11 protein-coding genes are annotated in these 16,023 nt (G+C 72.4%); 3 read left to right on the top strand and 8 right to left on the bottom strand.

Features of this window, described 5'->3' with window-relative positions; translation table 11 throughout:
• Positions 1-131 precede the first annotated feature (131 nt).
• Positions 132-1,505 carry a hypothetical protein gene (locus ACFW6B_RS38480; protein ID WP_386604049.1) on the bottom strand — a complete coding sequence of 458 codons (1,374 nt, stop codon included), beginning with the start codon at positions 1,503-1,505 and terminating at the stop codon, positions 132-134.
• A gap of 249 nt (positions 1,506-1,754) precedes the next feature.
• Positions 1,755-2,549: a class II aldolase/adducin family protein gene (locus tag ACFW6B_RS38485; protein ID WP_386604052.1), complete on the bottom strand. Its 795-nt coding sequence runs from the start codon at positions 2,547-2,549 to the stop codon at positions 1,755-1,757.
• A gap of 156 nt (positions 2,550-2,705) precedes the next feature.
• On the opposite strand from ACFW6B_RS38485, the gene ACFW6B_RS38490 reads away from it, so the two are divergent.
• The gene (locus tag ACFW6B_RS38490; protein WP_386604054.1) at positions 2,706-3,176 is read left to right on the top strand and encodes a pyridoxamine 5'-phosphate oxidase family protein; all 471 of its coding nucleotides are present in this window, start codon (positions 2,706-2,708) and stop codon (positions 3,174-3,176) included.
• Positions 3,177-3,207: 31 nt separating this feature from the next.
• Here the strand turns inward: ACFW6B_RS38490 and guaA are convergent, their stop codons facing one another.
• Positions 3,208-4,788: a glutamine-hydrolyzing GMP synthase gene (gene guaA, locus ACFW6B_RS38495; protein ID WP_386604056.1), complete on the bottom strand. Its 1,581-nt coding sequence runs from the start codon at positions 4,786-4,788 to the stop codon at positions 3,208-3,210.
• A 499-nt stretch (positions 4,789-5,287) separates the two neighbouring features.
• Here guaA and ACFW6B_RS38500 point away from each other — a divergent pair, with 499 nt between their 5' ends.
• Positions 5,288-5,572: a chorismate mutase gene (locus ACFW6B_RS38500; protein ID WP_386604057.1), complete on the top strand. Its 285-nt coding sequence runs from the start codon at positions 5,288-5,290 to the stop codon at positions 5,570-5,572.
• Positions 5,573-6,092: 520 nt separating this feature from the next.
• Here the strand turns inward: ACFW6B_RS38500 and ACFW6B_RS38505 are convergent.
• Complete coding sequence (locus tag ACFW6B_RS38505; RefSeq protein WP_386604058.1) at positions 6,093-7,292, bottom strand: hypothetical protein; 1,200 nt, start codon at positions 7,290-7,292, stop codon at positions 6,093-6,095.
• Between the two features lie 215 nt (positions 7,293-7,507).
• Here ACFW6B_RS38505 and ACFW6B_RS38510 point away from each other — a divergent pair, with 215 nt between their 5' ends.
• Positions 7,508-8,500: an LAETG motif-containing sortase-dependent surface protein gene (locus ACFW6B_RS38510; RefSeq protein ID WP_386604060.1), complete on the top strand. Its 993-nt coding sequence runs from the start codon at positions 7,508-7,510 to the stop codon at positions 8,498-8,500.
• Positions 8,501-8,619: 119 nt separating this feature from the next.
• Here ACFW6B_RS38510 and ACFW6B_RS38515 read toward each other — a convergent pair whose 3' ends face one another.
• The 4 genes from ACFW6B_RS38515 to ACFW6B_RS38530 all read right to left on the bottom strand — a co-directional run bounded on the left by ACFW6B_RS38515 (position 8,620) and on the right by ACFW6B_RS38530 (position 15,881).
• Complete coding sequence (locus ACFW6B_RS38515) at positions 8,620-10,425, bottom strand: GMC family oxidoreductase N-terminal domain-containing protein (RefSeq protein WP_386604062.1); 1,806 nt, start codon at positions 10,423-10,425, stop codon at positions 8,620-8,622.
• 58 nt (positions 10,426-10,483) lie between these two features.
• Positions 10,484-12,226 (bottom strand): succinic semialdehyde dehydrogenase, encoded by a 1,743-nt coding sequence (locus ACFW6B_RS38520; protein ID WP_386604064.1) that lies wholly within the window; start codon positions 12,224-12,226, stop codon positions 10,484-10,486.
• A 156-nt stretch (positions 12,227-12,382) separates the two neighbouring features.
• Entirely contained in the window at positions 12,383-14,092 is a 1,710-nt protein-coding gene (locus ACFW6B_RS38525) for a serine/threonine-protein kinase (protein ID WP_386604066.1), read from the bottom strand.
• A 151-nt stretch (positions 14,093-14,243) separates the two neighbouring features.
• Positions 14,244-15,881 carry a protein kinase gene (locus ACFW6B_RS38530; RefSeq protein WP_386604068.1) on the bottom strand — a complete coding sequence of 546 codons (1,638 nt, stop codon included), beginning with the start codon at positions 15,879-15,881 and terminating at the stop codon, positions 14,244-14,246.
• Positions 15,882-16,023: the final 142 nt, after the last annotated feature.

The following is a 16,023-nucleotide window of genomic DNA, read 5'->3' on the forward strand; positions in this document are numbered from 1 at the left end:
CCGGTACATCACATGCCCGTCGCCACCGACGGTCACCTCTCCGTCCAACGGCGACGGGCGGATGTACCGGCACGGCCCCGACCCACCCACCGGACCGGCACCGCACCCGCGAACGCCGGAGGCGAGCGGTTTCAGTCCGTCACCTCGATCTCGTACCGGTTCGTCTCGACCCCCGCCGCAGTCACCACCTGCACCTCCACCCGCCCCGGCTCCACATCCACCGGCACGGGCACCGTCAGCACCGCGTCCGTGGGATTGCTGAACCCCCCGGACACCGGCACCAGCGGCACATGCACGTGCACCGCCCCTATGCGCACGACCATCCGCGACAGCCGGTCCGCGCTCTGCGCCCCGGGCGGCACGAACCCGGCGCCCCGGATCTCGATGTCGTCCCCGGTGCGGATCGGCGCGTCCAGATCGCCCGCCTCACGGGACCGGACGACGGAGAGGATCACCGGCCGCCCTCCCTCGGCGTACTTCCCGGCGAGATACGTCGCGGCCGACACCAGCACCAGCAGGGCCAGCCCCCACGGAAGATCGGGCAACTGCGACGGCCGCCGGGCCAGCCGCACCACCGCGAAGACGAGAGCGACCCCGCTGATCACCACGTACTGGATGTCGGCGAAGGCACCCCGCCCGGAGTCGTCGGTCAGCAGGTCCGCGGCCCGCGGCCGGCCTGCGCGGACCTTCTGCAGCCGCTGCCCCAGCACCCGCAGCCCGACCACCCGCCGCACCAGCACCGCGACCCCGCAGACCACGGCGACGACGGTCACCACACCGGCGGCCCGGGCGAGCTCGAACCCGGCGACGAGTTCGTCCCGGCGGCCGGGCGCGGAGGCCACCGCGAGCTGCCCCACCAGCACGAGCGCCGCGTACACCACGAGCAGCACCCAGCCGGCGGCCACCGCGCGGGAGGTGGAGAGCCGGTTGTCCTCACCGATGACCGGCGCGAGGGCCCCGCCCCGCGCCCGGTGCAGCCAGGCCGCGCCGGTCAGGAGTCCGGACAGCAGGACCGCGGCGAGCAGCCCCGCCGTCCGCGCCGCCGTCCAGCCGGCCCCGATCGCGGTGAGCGCCTGCACGAGCAGGAGGACGACGACGGAGGCCCAGACGGTGTAGGCGGTGTACCGCCACAGCCGGCCCAGCCATGCCTCGCCCTCCAGTCGGCCGCGTTCGGCGACGAGGTCCGCGGACTGGGTGAGTTCGTCGGACACCCACTGCCGGGACGCGGAGGCGGAGTGCGCGACGCCGGCGGGCAGTCCCTGCCCGGAGGCCAGCGCGTCGCGCTTGGCGAGGAACGCGGCGACGGCCCGCCGGTGCCCCGCACGCGCCCCGTGCGGACAGTCCCCGCACGTGCAGCTGCCCTCGTGCCCGCCCGGCCCCCCGCCCGGCTCACCGGCCGGTCCGCCGCCCGGCCCGCCACCGGTGACACCGCTCCGCCCGGTGCCCGACCCGGACCCCGGTCCGGCACCGTGCCCCGCACCGTGTCTCGCCTCTTGCACCGCCACGCCCACTGCCGCCTTCCCGCGCCGGAGATAACTCCGTAAAGCCGTTGATGTCATGAATATCCGGCTGCCGCGCCCCCACCCGACAACTCTCCTGTGATGACAGCGAATTGTGCCGTACGCAGCACGGCCCGCATGCGCCAGGTCGACTCCGTACGAGTGAAGTGGGCAACCTTGTGTTGACCCGGCCGCATCCCTGCGGCACGGCCGGGACCGACAGGCCCGACCGAGCGGGTACGGGACCGACAGGCCCTAGCCGAGCAGGTCCTGTTCGGAGCGGCTGATGTCCTGCCACAGCGGCTGGTAGTTGATCCACGCCACCAGGTCGCCGCCTAGCTGCTCGCGGGTGGCGACCGCCTGCTTGTGGTCGATGAGGACGGGCCGGCCCGCGGCCCGGGCGGTGAGCTGGACCTGACTCGACCGTTCCATGGACAGGAACCACCAGGCCGCCGCGTCCACCGAGGCGCCGACGGTCAGCAGCCCGTGGTTGCGCAGCACCAGCGCCTTGCGGCTGCCCAGCGCGGACGCGATCCTGCGCCCCTCCTCGGCGTCGACGGCGACCCCGGTGTAGGCGTCGTAAAGCGCGTGGTCCTCATAGAACGCGCAGCTCTCCTGGGTGATCGGGTCGAGCAGGTCGCCGAGGGCGGCGAGGGCGCGGCCGTGCACGGAGTGGCAGTGGGCGACGGCGACGACGTCGGGGCGGGCCGCGTGGACCTGGGAGTGCACGGTGAACGCGGCCTGGTTCACGTGGTAGCGGCCCTCGATCACCTGACCGTCCTGGTTGGCCATGACCAGGTCGCTCACGGTGACGTGCTTGAAGGGCATGCCGAACGGATTGACCCAGAAGCAGTCGCTGTACTCCGGGTCGCGTGCCGTGATGTGTCCGGAGACGCCGTCCTCGAAGCCGAGCCGTCCGAACAGCCGCAGCGCGCCGGCCAGCCGCTCCTTGCGGTGCCGCCGTTCGTCGTCCGGCGATTCGTGCATCGGCGGCATGGCGAAGCGGAGCTGGTCGGTGGGGCGGGGCAGCGGCGGAGTGGGCCCGTGCATATGTCCTCCAGCACTGGCGTGTTCGGTACGAGCGGAAGTTACCCGGGGTCAGCGCAGGAGAACAGGGGTGTTCCGGGAGAGAAAAAACCAGAACGGACGAGGGACACGAACAAAACCCGACAGGAGATGTCGGATATACGCGCCAGACTCGGGGCCATGAACTGGGCAGCCCTCTCCACCGCCGAACCGGCCCTCGCCGGCACCGTCGAACAGCGCTTCGGCGCCTTCACCCACCACGTCCTCGCGACCCTCCGCAAGGACGGCTCGCCCCGCACCTCCGGCATCGAGGTGCGCTTCCTGGACGGCGAGCTGTGGCTCGGCATGATGCCGGACTCCCTCAAGGCGCTCGACCTGCGCCGCGACCCGCGCTTCGCGCTCCAGGCGAACCCGGGCGCCGGTACGGACATGGGCGGCGGCGACGTACGGATCAGCGGGCGGGCCGTCGAGGTGGGCGACGGCGTCCCCGCCAAGGCCGCGTACGTGAAAGAGGTGGAACCGCCGGAGCCGTTCCACCTCTTCCGCACCGAGCTGACGGAGGTCACACGGACCTATGTCGAGGACGAGACGTATCTCGTCGTCCAGGTCTGGAAGCCCGGCGCGCCGGTGCGCACGCTCAAGCGGACCTGAGGCGGGAGCACCGCTCCCGCCTTCGGGAGGACTACTCCCACTCGATGGTGCCCGGGGGCTTGCTCGTCACGTCGAGCACGACGCGGTTGACGTCGGCGACCTCGTTCGTGATGCGGGTCGAGATCTTGGCGAGGACCTCGTAGGGCAGCCGCGACCAGTCGGCCGTCATGGCGTCCTCGCTGGACACCGGACGGAGCACGATCGGGTGGCCGTAGGTCCGGCCGTCGCCCTGGACGCCCACGCTGCGCACGTCGGCGAGCAGGACGACCGGGCACTGCCAGATCTCACGGTCGAGACCGGCGGAGGTCAGCTCCTCGCGGGCGATCGCGTCGGCCTGGCGGAGCAGGTCGAGACGCTCCTTGGTCACCTCGCCGACGATGCGGATGCCGAGGCCGGGGCCGGGGAACGGCTGGCGCTGGACGATCTCCTCCGGCAGGCCGAGCTCCTGGCCGACCATCCGGACCTCGTCCTTGAACAGCTTGCGCAGCGGTTCGACGAGCTGGAACTCCAGGTCCTCGGGGAGGCCGCCCACGTTGTGGTGGGACTTGATGTTCGCGGTGCCGGTGCCGCCGCCGGACTCGACCACGTCCGGGTAGAGCGTGCCCTGCACCAGGAACGCGACGTCCTCGCCCTCGGCGGCCTCGGCAATGATCTCCGCCTGGGCCTGCTCGAAGACGCGGATGAACTCGCGCCCGATGATCTTCCGCTTCTCCTCGGGGTCCGAGACGCCCTTGAGCGCGGTGAGGAAGCGCTCCTCCGCGTCCACGACCTTCAGCTGCACGCCGGTCGCGGCGACGAAGTCCTTCTCGACCTGCTCGGTCTCGCCCTGGCGCATCAGGCCGTGGTCGACGTACACACAGGTCAGCTGGGAGCCGATGGCCTTCTGCACGAGGGCCGCGGCGACCGCCGAGTCCACTCCGCCGGACAGACCGCAGATCGCGCGCTTGGTGCCGACCTGCTCGCGGATCAGGGCGACCTGCTCGTCGATGACGTTGCCGGTGGTCCAGGACGGGGTGAGACCCGCGCCGCGGTACAGGAAGTGCTCCAGGACCTGCTGGCCGTGCGTGGAGTGCATGACCTCGGGGTGGTACTGGACGCCGTAGAGCTTCTTCTCGTCGTTCTCGAAGGCGGCGACCGGGACGACGTCCGTGGAGGCCGTGACGGTGAAGCCCTCGGGGGCGGCGGAGCAGGCGTCGCCGTGCGACATCCACACGGGCTGCTCGTCCGGGGTGCCCTCGAACAGGGTCGAGCCGGACTTCGAGACGTGCAGCGGGGTGCGGCCGTACTCGCGGGCGCCGGTGTTGTCGACCGTGCCGCCGAGGGTCGTGGCCATCAGCTGGAAGCCGTAGCACATGCCGAAGACGGGGACGCCCGCCTCGAAGATCTCGCGGTCCAGGCGCGGGGCGCCCTCCGCGTACACCGACGAGGGACCGCCGGAGAGGATGATCGCGGCCGGGTTCTTGGCGAGCATCTCCTCGACCGGCATGGTGCTCGGCACGATCTCGCTGTAGACCCGGGCCTCACGGACGCGACGGGCGATGAGCTGGGCGTACTGCGCACCGAAGTCGACGACCAGGACGGTGTCGGTGGCGGCGGGGGACGCTTCTGGCACGGTCTGCCTTCCGGCGGTGAGCAAAAGGGTGTGTAGGGCCGATTCTACCGGGGGCCGCGACGGGCCCGGCGCCCACGGGGTTACGGGGGCCGCGACGGACCCGGCACCCGCCGACTCGCGGAGGCCGCGACGGGCCGACACCCACCGGATCGCGGAGGTCACGACAGGCCGCACCCACCAGGTCGCGGAAGCCACGACAGGCCGCACCCACCCGGATCGCGGAGGTCACGGCGAGCCCCGCACCCACCAGGTCGCGGCCCCGGGTCTCACCATCCGAACCGCTTTGGCCGGTGGCGCCGCGGGCGGGCATACTGCCCTCATGCTCTCGCCCACGACCTTCCTGTTTACCTATGGCAACCGGCCCACCGGCTGCCATGGTCGTGCTGCTTGAGCAACTGACAAGCGACTTCCCAGGCGCCCCGGGCCGACAAGGCCCGGGGCGTCTGCCGTTTCCGGGCTCCGTCGCCCCGGGGCACCCCTTCAGCAGAGGAGCCCCACCATGGCCGACGTTCTCGACAAGACCGGCGCCCGCACCGACGAGGCCGCTGGTGTGATCACCGGTGCCCGTGAGCGCATCGACGCCCTGGACGACCGGATCATCGGTCTCGTGCAGGAACGGATGGCCGTCTCGGCCGTGATCCAGGAGGCCCGGATCACGTCCGGCGGCCGCCGGGTGAACCTCTCCCGCGAGATGGAGGTCCTCGGCCACTACCGGGACGCGCTCGGCAAGCCGGGCACCTCGCTGGCCATGATCCTGCTCGAACTGTGCCGCGGCCGTGTCTGAGACCCGCACCCGGCGTACACACGTACGCATGGCCTCTCACCCGTACGGCGCGTATCCGGGGCGGCGTGGACATCGTTTCTTCTGATGTCCGTGTCAGCCAGGGGCGGGCCCGAAAGAACCACGCGTGGCTTCACTGGAGCGATGAGACGTACGGATCGTGCCGTGTGTCGTGGGACCTCGCTCCAGGTCGTGTGACCGGACGGCAGGGGACAGCAGCCCGGTCGCTCAAGAGAACGGCCGGCCCCGGGGACGCCCGGGGCCGTCCGACGGAACCAAGTCCAGGCCGTCGTCGCGTGCGCGCCCCCGTGGGCCGCGGCGCGGACCGGCGGCCGCTCCCGCCGACCAGCGGCGCATCCCCCGACGCCGCTTCGAGGCACCGGTGCCGCCCTGACGCCGGTGCTGCCGGAAGGGCCCCGCGGACACGCGTCCCGCGGGGCCCTTCGCCGTGCCCGGAACGCGGAACTCCGGGCACGGACGTGGACACCCACCCAGCCGTCCGCGGGGCCTCGTCCGTGGGACGTCAGCTGCGGGACAGCGTCCTGCAGTCGGCCGTACGGGAGTTCCCGAGGTCACGGCTGCGGTCGTACGGGTCGACGGTCGGCCCGGTCGGTGTCGCGCCGGCGGACGCGACCGAGTCGAACCGCGGGTGCAGGAAGCCGTCGTAGACGTCGCAGGCGGAGTTGCCGATGCTCACCTCGTGCCGGTCGACCGTCAGCCTGCCCGGAGTGACCCGGTACTTCTCCGGGTCCAGGAACGCGAGGTCGAGGACGCGGCGCACGACGGTGCGGGTCACGTCGTCCGCGTTCCCGTCGGCGGGGGACACGGGGTAGACGAAGGTGTAGTCGGCGTGGATGGCGACGGACCCGTCCTTGCCCTCCTCGAACGTGGTCCGGCCGCGCACCTTGACCACCTTCCCGACCAGGCGCACCTCGCGGGGGTCGAAGCGGCTGAACATGGTCAGCGGATCGTTCTCCCTGTCCGGTGCGCTCAGCATGCGGTCGACGTCGGCGGTCATCCGGGGCTGCTGGGGGTCGAGGACGGCGATGGCCGCCGCAGGGCGCCCGCCGCGCAGGGTCCCCGGGTCGAGGTTGGCCTCGACGAGCAGGTTCCTGGTCTGCCGCAGCGCGGTGGCCACCTGCTCCTTCGTGAGGGAGCCGACCGCGGTGGCCTTCGGGACGGCGACGGCGTCGGCGCCGTCGGCCCAGCGCTCGGCGGGCGATCCGGCGAACGGCCTTTCCCTGGTGGGCTCCTGGGAGGCCTGGGCGGAGGGCGGCGCGGTCGGGGCCGCGGTCTCGGCGGGCAGCTCCGGACCGGCCGACGCCGACGTGCCCGAGGCGCCGAAGAGGTCACCGGGCAGGAGGGACGGCTTCATCGCGACGACGGCCACGGCGACGGCGAGCGGGATCCCGAGGAGCGCCCACAGTCTGCGGCGCCTGGTGGCGCGCTCCTCCGCCTCCCACCGGGCGGGAGACGTCCGCCAGCCGTCGGGCCGCGCGGCCTGGCGCGGCTGCTTGCGGAAGCCGCGGCGGGCCGCGTTCGCGGCCTCCCGCTCGTCCTGGAGGCGCAGACGTTCCGTCACCATGCGCGCCCGGGCGGACGGTTCCTTGGGTGCCGAGGTGCGGATGTCCCGCTCGCTGTCGTGCGCGAAGCGTTCCCACACGTCGTCAGGAATCGCCGACTCCCCGGATTCCTCAGGCTGTTGATCAGACACGAGACACATTTCTAGGCGTCTCGAACGGACGTACGCAAGCCGCGCATCGATGTGACCCAGCACACATAAGAATTGTGTGAGGGGTGGGACAACCATTCCCCCACCTCGCCGGTCTCACCTGCAGAACCAACGGTCACATACGCCGCGCACACGGCGCGGCGGCCACCCGACAAACTCCATAACCGCGCCGCGAGTTCACGGCGCACTGGATCACCGAGGTCTTCATGAAGCTTCGCCGTGCCATGGCCACTGCGGCCGCGACGGCTGTCATAGCACCGCTCGCGCTGCTGTCGGTCGCTCCGGCCGCGTTCGCGGAAGAAAGCCCGTCCCCGAGTGCGAGCGTGTCCGAGTCCGCGACCGAGTCGGCTCCGGCTCCGAGCGCCTCCGTCACCGAGTCCGCTCCGGCCCCGAGCACCTCCGCGACCGAGTCTGCGCCCGCTCCGAGCACCTCCGCGACCGAGTCCGCTCCGGCCCCGAGCACCTCCGCCACCGAGTCCGCTCCGGCCCCGAGCACCTCCGCCACCGAGTCGGAGTCCCCCGAGCCCGAGCCCTCCGACTGCTCGGACTCGAAGGTCCAGGTCTCCATCAACGGCCTGCCCGGCAAGATCGCGGCGGGCAGCGGATGGCACAAGTTCTCCCTGGACGTCCTGAACAACTCGGACTCCACCCTGACCGACCTCGGCTTCTTCGCGGGCGCGTCCCCCGACGCGAACGGCGAGGACATGTTCAAGACCAAGCAGGTCCAGCTCCAGGCGTACAACCCGGACGCCAAGGTCTGGGAGGACGTCGAGGAGGACGGGAAGGCGGTCGGCTTCGTCGGCTACACCGACGAGCTCAAGCCCGACTACGAGGTCGACATCCCGCTCCGCATCAACGTGAAGTCCAGCGCCCCGGTCGGCGCCGGCTTCTCCCTCGGCGCCAGCATCTACGGCGACGCGGACGCGGAGTGCGTGGGCTACGGCGAGGTCGCCTACAAGTTCCAGATCGTCAAGGCCGGCACGGACACCGGCGGCACCAAGCCGCAGGGCGGCGGCAAGGTCCCGGTCTCGGACAAGCCCGCCGACAAGAGCAACACGCCGCAGGTCGACGGCAGCCTCGCCGAGACGGGCTCCAGCTCCGCCCTGCCGATGATCGGCCTCGCCGGCGGTATCGCCGTCGTCGCCGGCGCCGGTGCCCTGGTCGTCGTCCGTCGCCGCAAGGCCGGCTCGAACGCGTAACACCCGAGCACCGCACGACTGACGCGACCGTCAGTCCCGTACGAAGAGAAGGACCTGCGCTCGGAGGGGGGCGCAGGTCCTTCTTTTCGCTGTACGGGGCTTCGGCGGACGGGCCTCCGCTACTTCTTCGGCGGCATCGCCGGCATGCCGAGGAACGGCAGCCTCAGCGCGCCGAAGGCGTCCGCGGGAACGGCGGGACGGTGCGGCTCCACCGCCTTGAGGCGCTCGTACGAGGCTCCCGGCGCCGGACGCGGATCGGCCTCGCCCTTGTTGGGCCAGAACGACATGGCCCGCTCGGCCTGCGCGGTGATGGTGAGCGACGGGTTCACGCCGAGGTTGGCGGAGACGGCGGCACCGTCGACGACGGAGATGCCCGGGTGGCCGTAGAGCCGGTGGTAGGGATCGATGACGCCCTCCTCCGCGTCGGCGCCGATCGGGCAGCCGCCGAGGAAGTGCGCGGTGAGCGGGGTGCCCATCAGCTCGCCGACGTTGCTGCCCGGGAAGCCGTTGATCTCCTCGGCGAGCGCGGAAGCGGCCCTCGAAGCGGCCTCGATCTGCTTGGGGTTGGGCGCACCGTGTCCCTGACGCGCCGTCAACAGTCCCTTGCCCGCGCCCTTCGGCTTGAGGTAGGTCGTCAGGGAGTTGTCGAGGGACTGCATCACCAGCCCGATGATGGTGCGCTCGGACCAGCGGCGGTTGGAGAGCGACCGGAGCATGAGCAGCGGGTGCCGGGCCGCGTTGACGACCCATCCGGCCACCCTGGACGAGCCCTCGGCGTAGGGGACCTGGAGGATGGACATGCCGCCCATCGCGTTGGAGCCCTTGCCGTAGCGGACGGGTTCGATGTGGGTGTCCCCGTCCGGGTGGACGGAGGAGGTGATGGCCACGCCCCGGGTGAAGTCGGCCTTCGTGCCGTGCGCCTTGCGGTAGCGGCGGTCGTCGGTCTGCGCGCCCACCAGCGCCTCGGAGTTGGTGCGGGTCAGCTCGCCGAGCCTGTCCGACAGGTACGGGAGCTGGCGGCCGGCCTTCATGCGGTGCAGCAGCGTCTGGGTGCCGTAGGTGCCGGCCGCGAGGACGACCCGGTGCGCCGTGAACGTCCGCCCCCGCCCCTTGCGCCGGTCGTCCGTGGGAAGGGTCTGGACGGCGTAGCCGCCGCGCGAGTCCTCGGTGACGGACACGACGGTCGTCATGGGATGGACGGCGGCGCCCGCCTTCTCGGCGAGGTGGAGGTAGTTCTCGTTGAGGGTGTTCTTGGCGCCGTGGCGGCAGCCGGTCATGCACTCGCCGCACTCGGTGCAGGCCCTGCGCGCGGGCCCCGCGCCGCCGAAGTACGGGTCGGCGACCTCCTCACCGGGCTTCGCCCCGGACGAGCCGTCCGCGTCCCGTCCGTCGCCGAAGAAGACGCCGACCGGCGCCATGTGGAAGGTGTCGCCGACCCCCATCCGCTCCGCGGCGGCCTTGAGGTGCACGTCCGAGGGGGTCATGGTGGGGTTGAGCCGCACGCCCAGCATGCGCTCGGCCTGGTCGTAGTACGGCTTCAGCTCCTCCTCCCAGTCGGTGATGTCCTTCCACTGCGGGTCCTCGAAGAACGGCTTCGGCGGTACGTAGAGGGTGTTGGCGTAGTTGAGCGAACCGCCGCCCACGCCCGCGCCGGCGAGCACCATCACGTTGCCCAGCAGATGGATGCGCTGGATGCCGTACATGCCGAGCCGCGGGGCCCAGAGGTAGTTCCTGATGTCCCAGGAGTTCTTGGGGAGCGTGTCGCGGGTGAAGCGCCGGCCGGCTTCGAGGACGCCCACGCGGTACCCCTTCTCCGTCAGCCGCAGTGCGGTGACGGAGCCTCCGAAGCCCGAACCCACGACGACGACGTCGTAGTCGTACGTCTCCTCGTCCGGCTGTTCCTGGACAGAGCTCTCCTGTGACACGTGCCGCTCTCCTCGTCGAGACCGTCGAGAACCGTTGAGAACTGATGGGAACCGCGGGCTACCGCAGCCGGAGCGCCTTCATGACCCTCAGGCTCCGGTTCATGAACGCCGCGTACTTCTCGTCGTCCATGCCGAGGGACGGCGCCATCGGCAGCAGCCTCTGGTGGGCGACGGTCTGTGCCTCGGTGTACTTGAGGATGCCCTCGGAGCCGTGCCGGCGGCCGAGACCGGAGTCCTTCATACCGCCCATGGGCGACTGGACGCTGCCGTACGCGGGCGCGTACCCCTCGTTGACGTTCACCGTGCCGGTGCGCAGCCGGGCCGCGAGCGCGCGGCCGCGCCGCCCGTCCTTCGTCCAGACGGAGGAATTGAGACCGTACGCGGTGGAGTTGGCGCGCTCGACGACCTCGTCCTCGGTCGCGAAGCGGTAGACGGAGACGACGGGCCCGAACGTCTCCTCGGCGCAGACGGCCATCGGGGCCTCCACCCCGTCGAGGATGGTGGGCTCGTAGAAGTACGGGCCCACGTCGGGGCGGGCGACACCGCCGGCCACGACCCTGGCCCCCTTGGCGACGGCTTCCTCGACGTGCCGCGTCACGGTCTCCAGCTGGCGTTCACCGACCAGCGAGCCCATGTCCGCCCCGTAGGAGAGGGACGTGCCGAGCCGCATGGCCCTGGTCCGGGCGGCGAACCGCTCCACGAACGCGTCGGCCACGGACTCGTGGACGTACAACCGCTCTATGGATATGCAGAGCTGGCCGGCGGAGGAGAAGCAGGCGCGGACGGCGCCGGCGGCGGCCTTGTCGAGGTCGGCGTCCTCCAGGACCACCATGGCGTTCTTGCCGCCGAGTTCGAGGGAGACGCCGACGAGACGGGCGGCCGCGCCCTGGGCGACCTCGCGGCCGGTCCGGGTCGAGCCCGTGAAGGAGACGTAGTCGGCGTGCCGGACGACCTCGGGTCCGACGACCGGTCCGTCGCCGATGACGACCTGGAAGACCTCGGCGGGCAGTCCGGCCTCGACGAGCAGGTCACGCGCCCACAGGGCGGTGAGGCAGGTCTCGGTGTCGGGCTTCATGACGACCGCGTTGCCCGCGACGAAGGCCGGCAGCGCGTCGCCGACCGACAGCTCCAGCGGGTAGTTCCAGGGCGCGATCTGCCCGACGACACCGCGCGGGTGACGCAGCTCGGTGACCTTGGTGAGGGTCGGCATCGCGCCCGCGTGGCGCTTGGGGCGCAGGTAGGAGGGCGCCTTGAGTCCGTAGTGGCGCGCGGCGACCAGGACGGCCTGGACCTCTTCGTGGGCGTGCAGCCGGGCCTTGCCGGTCTCCAGCTGGATGAGGTCCAGGACCTCGGCCTGCCGGGCGAGCACCAGGTCGTGGAAGCGGAGCAGGACGGCCGCGCGGCGGCGTACCGGAGTGGCCGCCCAGGCGCCCTGGGCGGCGCGGGCCCGCTCGAAGGCCTTCTCGACGTCCGCGGGGGTGGACTCGGGCACGTCGGCGAGCTTCTCGCCGGTGAACGGCGTGTGGTTGGCGGTCCGCCCGGACCCGGTCACCCCCTTGGCGAGCTGGGCGACGAGCTCGGGGGTGACCACGTCGGCGGCGGTGCGGGCACCCGCCGGGGCGGGGGCGAGGGGGTTGGTGCCGAGCACGGCCGGTACGGCGGTCGTCGCCGTGTCCGCGGCGCCGTCGGTCGCCGGGTCCACGGCGGTCGCGGTGGCGCCGTCGGTCGCCGTGCCGGTACCGGCCGTCTCATCGGCGCGGGTGCTTTCCGTGGCCTGCTCCGCGGCCTGCGAGTCCGTCATGAGCCGCAGAGTATGCCCAAGCGCCCCCTTTGGGTACCCGTCGGTAATGGCCTTTCACGGAGTGCTCACACACCGCCAGTGATCACTGGCAGCAAATGCGCTGATCAGGGCGTTGTCGGTCCAGCGATCACCCGACGATCACTCGTGGACCGGTTCTCACGGTTTGTCGACGTCCAGGTTCGCGATGGCCGCGTCGGCGACCTCGCGCCCCCGTTCGGTGAAGTCGCCGGCGCCCGGGTAGCTGATCGTGAGCTTGTACATGTCTCCGGCCTTCGACTTGTAGTAGAAGAGCCTCAGCTCGCGGGGGCGGGGGTTCTGGCTGTCGCTGGTCCGGTAGACCACCGTGTTCTCGGCGGACTCCCTGCCCCGGTACGTCGTCCTGGAGTCCGGCTTCGTCCGCGGCCCCGCCGGCATGCCCAGGTCGTAGTCGCCGCTCGCCTTGAACGTGCCGTCGTCCGCGTACATCTCGGCCCTCGCCGAGTCCTTGATCGCCTTGCCGGTGTCCTCGGACTTCCGGGCGAGGCGCAGCCCGATCCAAATGCTCCCGCTCCAGTCGGTGTACGTGACCCAGTGCCCCTTGTCCGACGCCCGGTCCGGCGTCGCCCGCTGGTAGTCCGCGGGCACCGCCAGCGTCGCGGCGACGTCGGCCACGTGCCGCTCCTTCCAGCCCTCCGGCAGCGGGCCGGCGAACGGGTCCGCGATCACCAGGTACGCCGTCACCGCGGCCGCCGTGACCACCGCGGCGGCCGCCGCCGCGAGAACGGCCAGGGCCCTGCGGCCGATGTGGATCCCCCCGCCGGGCTCCGGGGCGCCGCCGGGACCCGTGACGCCCCCGGCCCTCACGACCCGCGTCGGCGCGGGGTCGGGCGGCCGTACGGCCTCCTCCAGGAGGCGCCGGACCTCGGCCGCCGCGGGGCGGTGGGACGGCTCCTTGGCGAGCAGGCCGTTGATCGCCTCCGTGAGCGGGGCACCCGCCGAGGCGGGCGCGGCCGGCGTCGAGTTGAGGACCGACTGGAGCGTGGCGGGCGTGTTGCTGCGCCGGAACGGCGAGACGCCCTCGGTGGCGGCGTAGAGGACCACGCCGAGCGACCAGAGGTCGGAGGCGGGACCCGGGCGCACTCCCAGCACCCGCTCCGGGGCGACGTACTCGGGAGAGCCGACGAAGCCGCCGGTGTCCGTCAGGCTCGTCTCGCCCTCGATCCTGGCGATGCCGAAGTCGGTGAGCACGACGCGGCCGTGCGGGCCGAGGAGCACGTTGTCGGGCTTGACGTCCCGGTGCAGGACGCCCGCCGCGTGCGCCGCCTCCAGGGCGCCGAGGACCTCCAGGCCGATGCGCGCGGCCTCGCGGGCGCCGAGGGTGCCCTCCTTGAGGGCGTCGCCGAGGGAGCGGCCCCGCACCAGCTCCATGACGATCCAGGGCCGTCCGTCCACGACCGCGACGTCGTGGACGTTCACCACGGCGGGATGGTCGAGCCGTGCCGCCGCGCGCGCCTCGCGCCGCATCCGCTCGTACGCGTTGGCCCGTTCGCGCTCGGGAAGGCTCTCGGGGACGCGCGGTTCCTTGACGGCCACCTCGCGGTCCACGGTCTCGTCCATGGCCCGCCACACCGTGCCCATGCCGCCGTGTCCCAGCCTGGCGAGCAGGCGGTAGCGCCCGGCGACGAGCCGGCCCGCCCCCGGTTCGCCCGGGAGTCCCGGCGCGGGAGCGCCGGACCGGTCCGGGACGGTTCCGCCGGGCGTGGCATAGGGGTTGCCCGGGTGCGGAACGGCGGCCGGCCGTCCCTCCCGTGCCACGGGTCTCGGTGGTTGCAGCATGAAACTCGTCGTCTCCTCGCCCCCGCGAGGGACTCCCCCGTCGTCGCTCATGCGTCCCTGTGTATCGCGGGGACGCCGCGTCATCCAGTCCCCGTGGCCACCGGTCACAGACCCGTGACGAGGGCATCCGTTATCTCCCGTTTACGGCTCTCCCCGTCGCGGGATCCCTCCGGCGCGGTTCGCCCGTCACGGGACCCCTCCGTCACCGGACCGCGAACGTGTCCACCGCCACGTCGAAGTACTCCTTCGCCTCCGTCACCCGGCCCACCGGCGCGGAGACCCAGACGTCGTACATCCGGCCGTCCTCCTCCCAGCACAGGTCGTAGGTGTGCCGTGGGCCCTCCGCCGTGCTGAAGCCGTTCCAGGTGAACTCCCAGAGGGCGGCGGGGTGTCCGTCGCGCACGGTCCGGGAGACCCTGCCGTCGCGGTAGCCGGGGTTGTTGGAGGGCCCGTCGGCGGCCGCCCGGCGCATCACTCCCAGCGGACCGCCCGTCTCGGGGGCGGTGACCTTGATGCCGATGCGGAAGGTGTCCCCCGGCGACATGTAGAAGGTGCGCTTGCCCTGCGGATCGCGGGTGAAGCCGTCGGGCACGGCGAGCGAGAAGCCGCCCTCGTCCGAGGCGATGCGGTAACCCGAGGGCGCGGTACGGGCGGTGGCGGGCGGCGTCCGGTGGCTGGTCACCGTGACGGTGGGACCGGCGGCCGTGACCGGGGCCGACGGTGTGCCGGACGCCGAGGACGCGCCGGAGGAGGTACCGGGGGTGCGGGGCGTGCTCGACGGGACCGGTCTGCCGTCCCCGCCGCCCACCAGCAGCGCGGCCGCCGACACCCCCGCGCCGGCCATCGCGGCGACCAGCGCGGCCACGACGAGGAGGCTGCGCGTGGACTGCCGGGGCGGCGCGTCGGACACGGTGGCGGCCGACGACGGCTCGGGCGCGGGTCTGCGCAGGGACACGTGGGGCACGTCCCGCCGGGTCGGCGTGTACGGGACCAGCAGCCGCGGCGTACGGCCGGTGTCCCGGAAGGAGCGCAGCATCCGCTCCGCCTCCGCCGCGTCGAGCCGCCGCTCCGGATCGCGTTCCAGCAGCCCCCGTACGACGGGCAGCAGGGGCGCGGCCTGGGCCGGCGGGCGGATCTCGTCGACGACGACCGCGTGCAGGATGCCGCCGAGCGAGTCGCGCCGGAAGGGCGACGTCCCGCTCAGCACCGCGCACAGGAGCGCGCCGAGCGACCACAGGTCGGACTCGGGGCCGCTCCGCGCCCCGGCCATCCGTTCGGGCGCGGTGTACTCGGGCGAGCCGACGAACGCGCCGGTCTCGGTGAGCGTCGTCGCGCCCGCGACCTGGGCGATCCCGAAGTCGGTGAGGACGACGCGGTCGGTGCCCTCCTCGACGAGGACGTTGGCGGGCTTGAGGTCGCGGTGCAGGACGCCCGCCTCGTGCGCGCGGCGCAGCGCCCCGAGCAGGTCGATGCCGATGCGCGCGGCCTCGCGGGCGTCGACCGGCCCGCGCGCGGAGATCCGTTCGGCGAGCGAGCCGCCGGCGATCAGCTCCATGACGATGTACGGGCGTTCGTCGTCCTCGACGACGTCGTGGACGACGATGATGTGCGGGTGGTGGAGCTGGGCAACGGCCCGTGCCTCGCGCAGGGTGCGGTCGCGCTGGAGCCGGTACTCCTCGGCCGAGAGCGAGTCGTCGAGGACCAGTTCCTTCACGGCGACCTGACGGCCGAGCAGCTGGTCGGTGGCACGCCAGACCACCCCCATGCCGCCCCGGCCGATTCTCTCCTCCAGCCGGTAACGGCCCGCGATCACACGGACGTTCTCCCCCTCGGTCCCCATGGCTCTCATCATGCCCCACCGGACGGACGTCCTCCGTGGCGCCGACCGGCCAAGTAGGCCGCCGCCCGTGGGCGGGGCCCGGCCTCTCCCCCGGCACCCGCTCCGGGGAGAAGAGCGACCCCAGTGCCGGTGGAACCTTCCG

The organism is Streptomyces sp. NPDC058751, assembly GCF_042746485.1.
Classification (GTDB): Bacteria; Actinomycetota; Actinomycetes; order Streptomycetales; family Streptomycetaceae; genus Streptomyces.

What these genes read in the sequence shown, in the direction of transcription:
- ACFW6B_RS38530 (WP_386604068.1), bottom strand. Translation starts at nt 15,881, where the DNA reads ATGGGGACCGAGGGGGAGAACGTCCGTGTGATCGCGGGCCGTTACCGG.
- ACFW6B_RS38505 (WP_386604058.1), bottom strand. Translation starts at nt 7,292, where the DNA reads ATGTGTCTCGTGTCTGATCAACAGCCTGAGGAATCCGGGGAGTCGGCG.
- ACFW6B_RS38490 (WP_386604054.1), top strand. Translation starts at nt 2,706, where the DNA reads ATGAACTGGGCAGCCCTCTCCACCGCCGAACCGGCCCTCGCCGGCACC.
- ACFW6B_RS38510 (WP_386604060.1), top strand. Translation starts at nt 7,508, where the DNA reads ATGAAGCTTCGCCGTGCCATGGCCACTGCGGCCGCGACGGCTGTCATA.
- ACFW6B_RS38525 (WP_386604066.1), bottom strand. Translation starts at nt 14,092, where the DNA reads ATGAGCGACGACGGGGGAGTCCCTCGCGGGGGCGAGGAGACGACGAGT.
- ACFW6B_RS38485 (WP_386604052.1), bottom strand. Translation starts at nt 2,549, where the DNA reads ATGCACGGGCCCACTCCGCCGCTGCCCCGCCCCACCGACCAGCTCCGC.
- ACFW6B_RS38520 (WP_386604064.1), bottom strand. Translation starts at nt 12,226, where the DNA reads ATGACGGACTCGCAGGCCGCGGAGCAGGCCACGGAAAGCACCCGCGCC.
- ACFW6B_RS38500 (WP_386604057.1), top strand. Translation starts at nt 5,288, where the DNA reads ATGGCCGACGTTCTCGACAAGACCGGCGCCCGCACCGACGAGGCCGCT.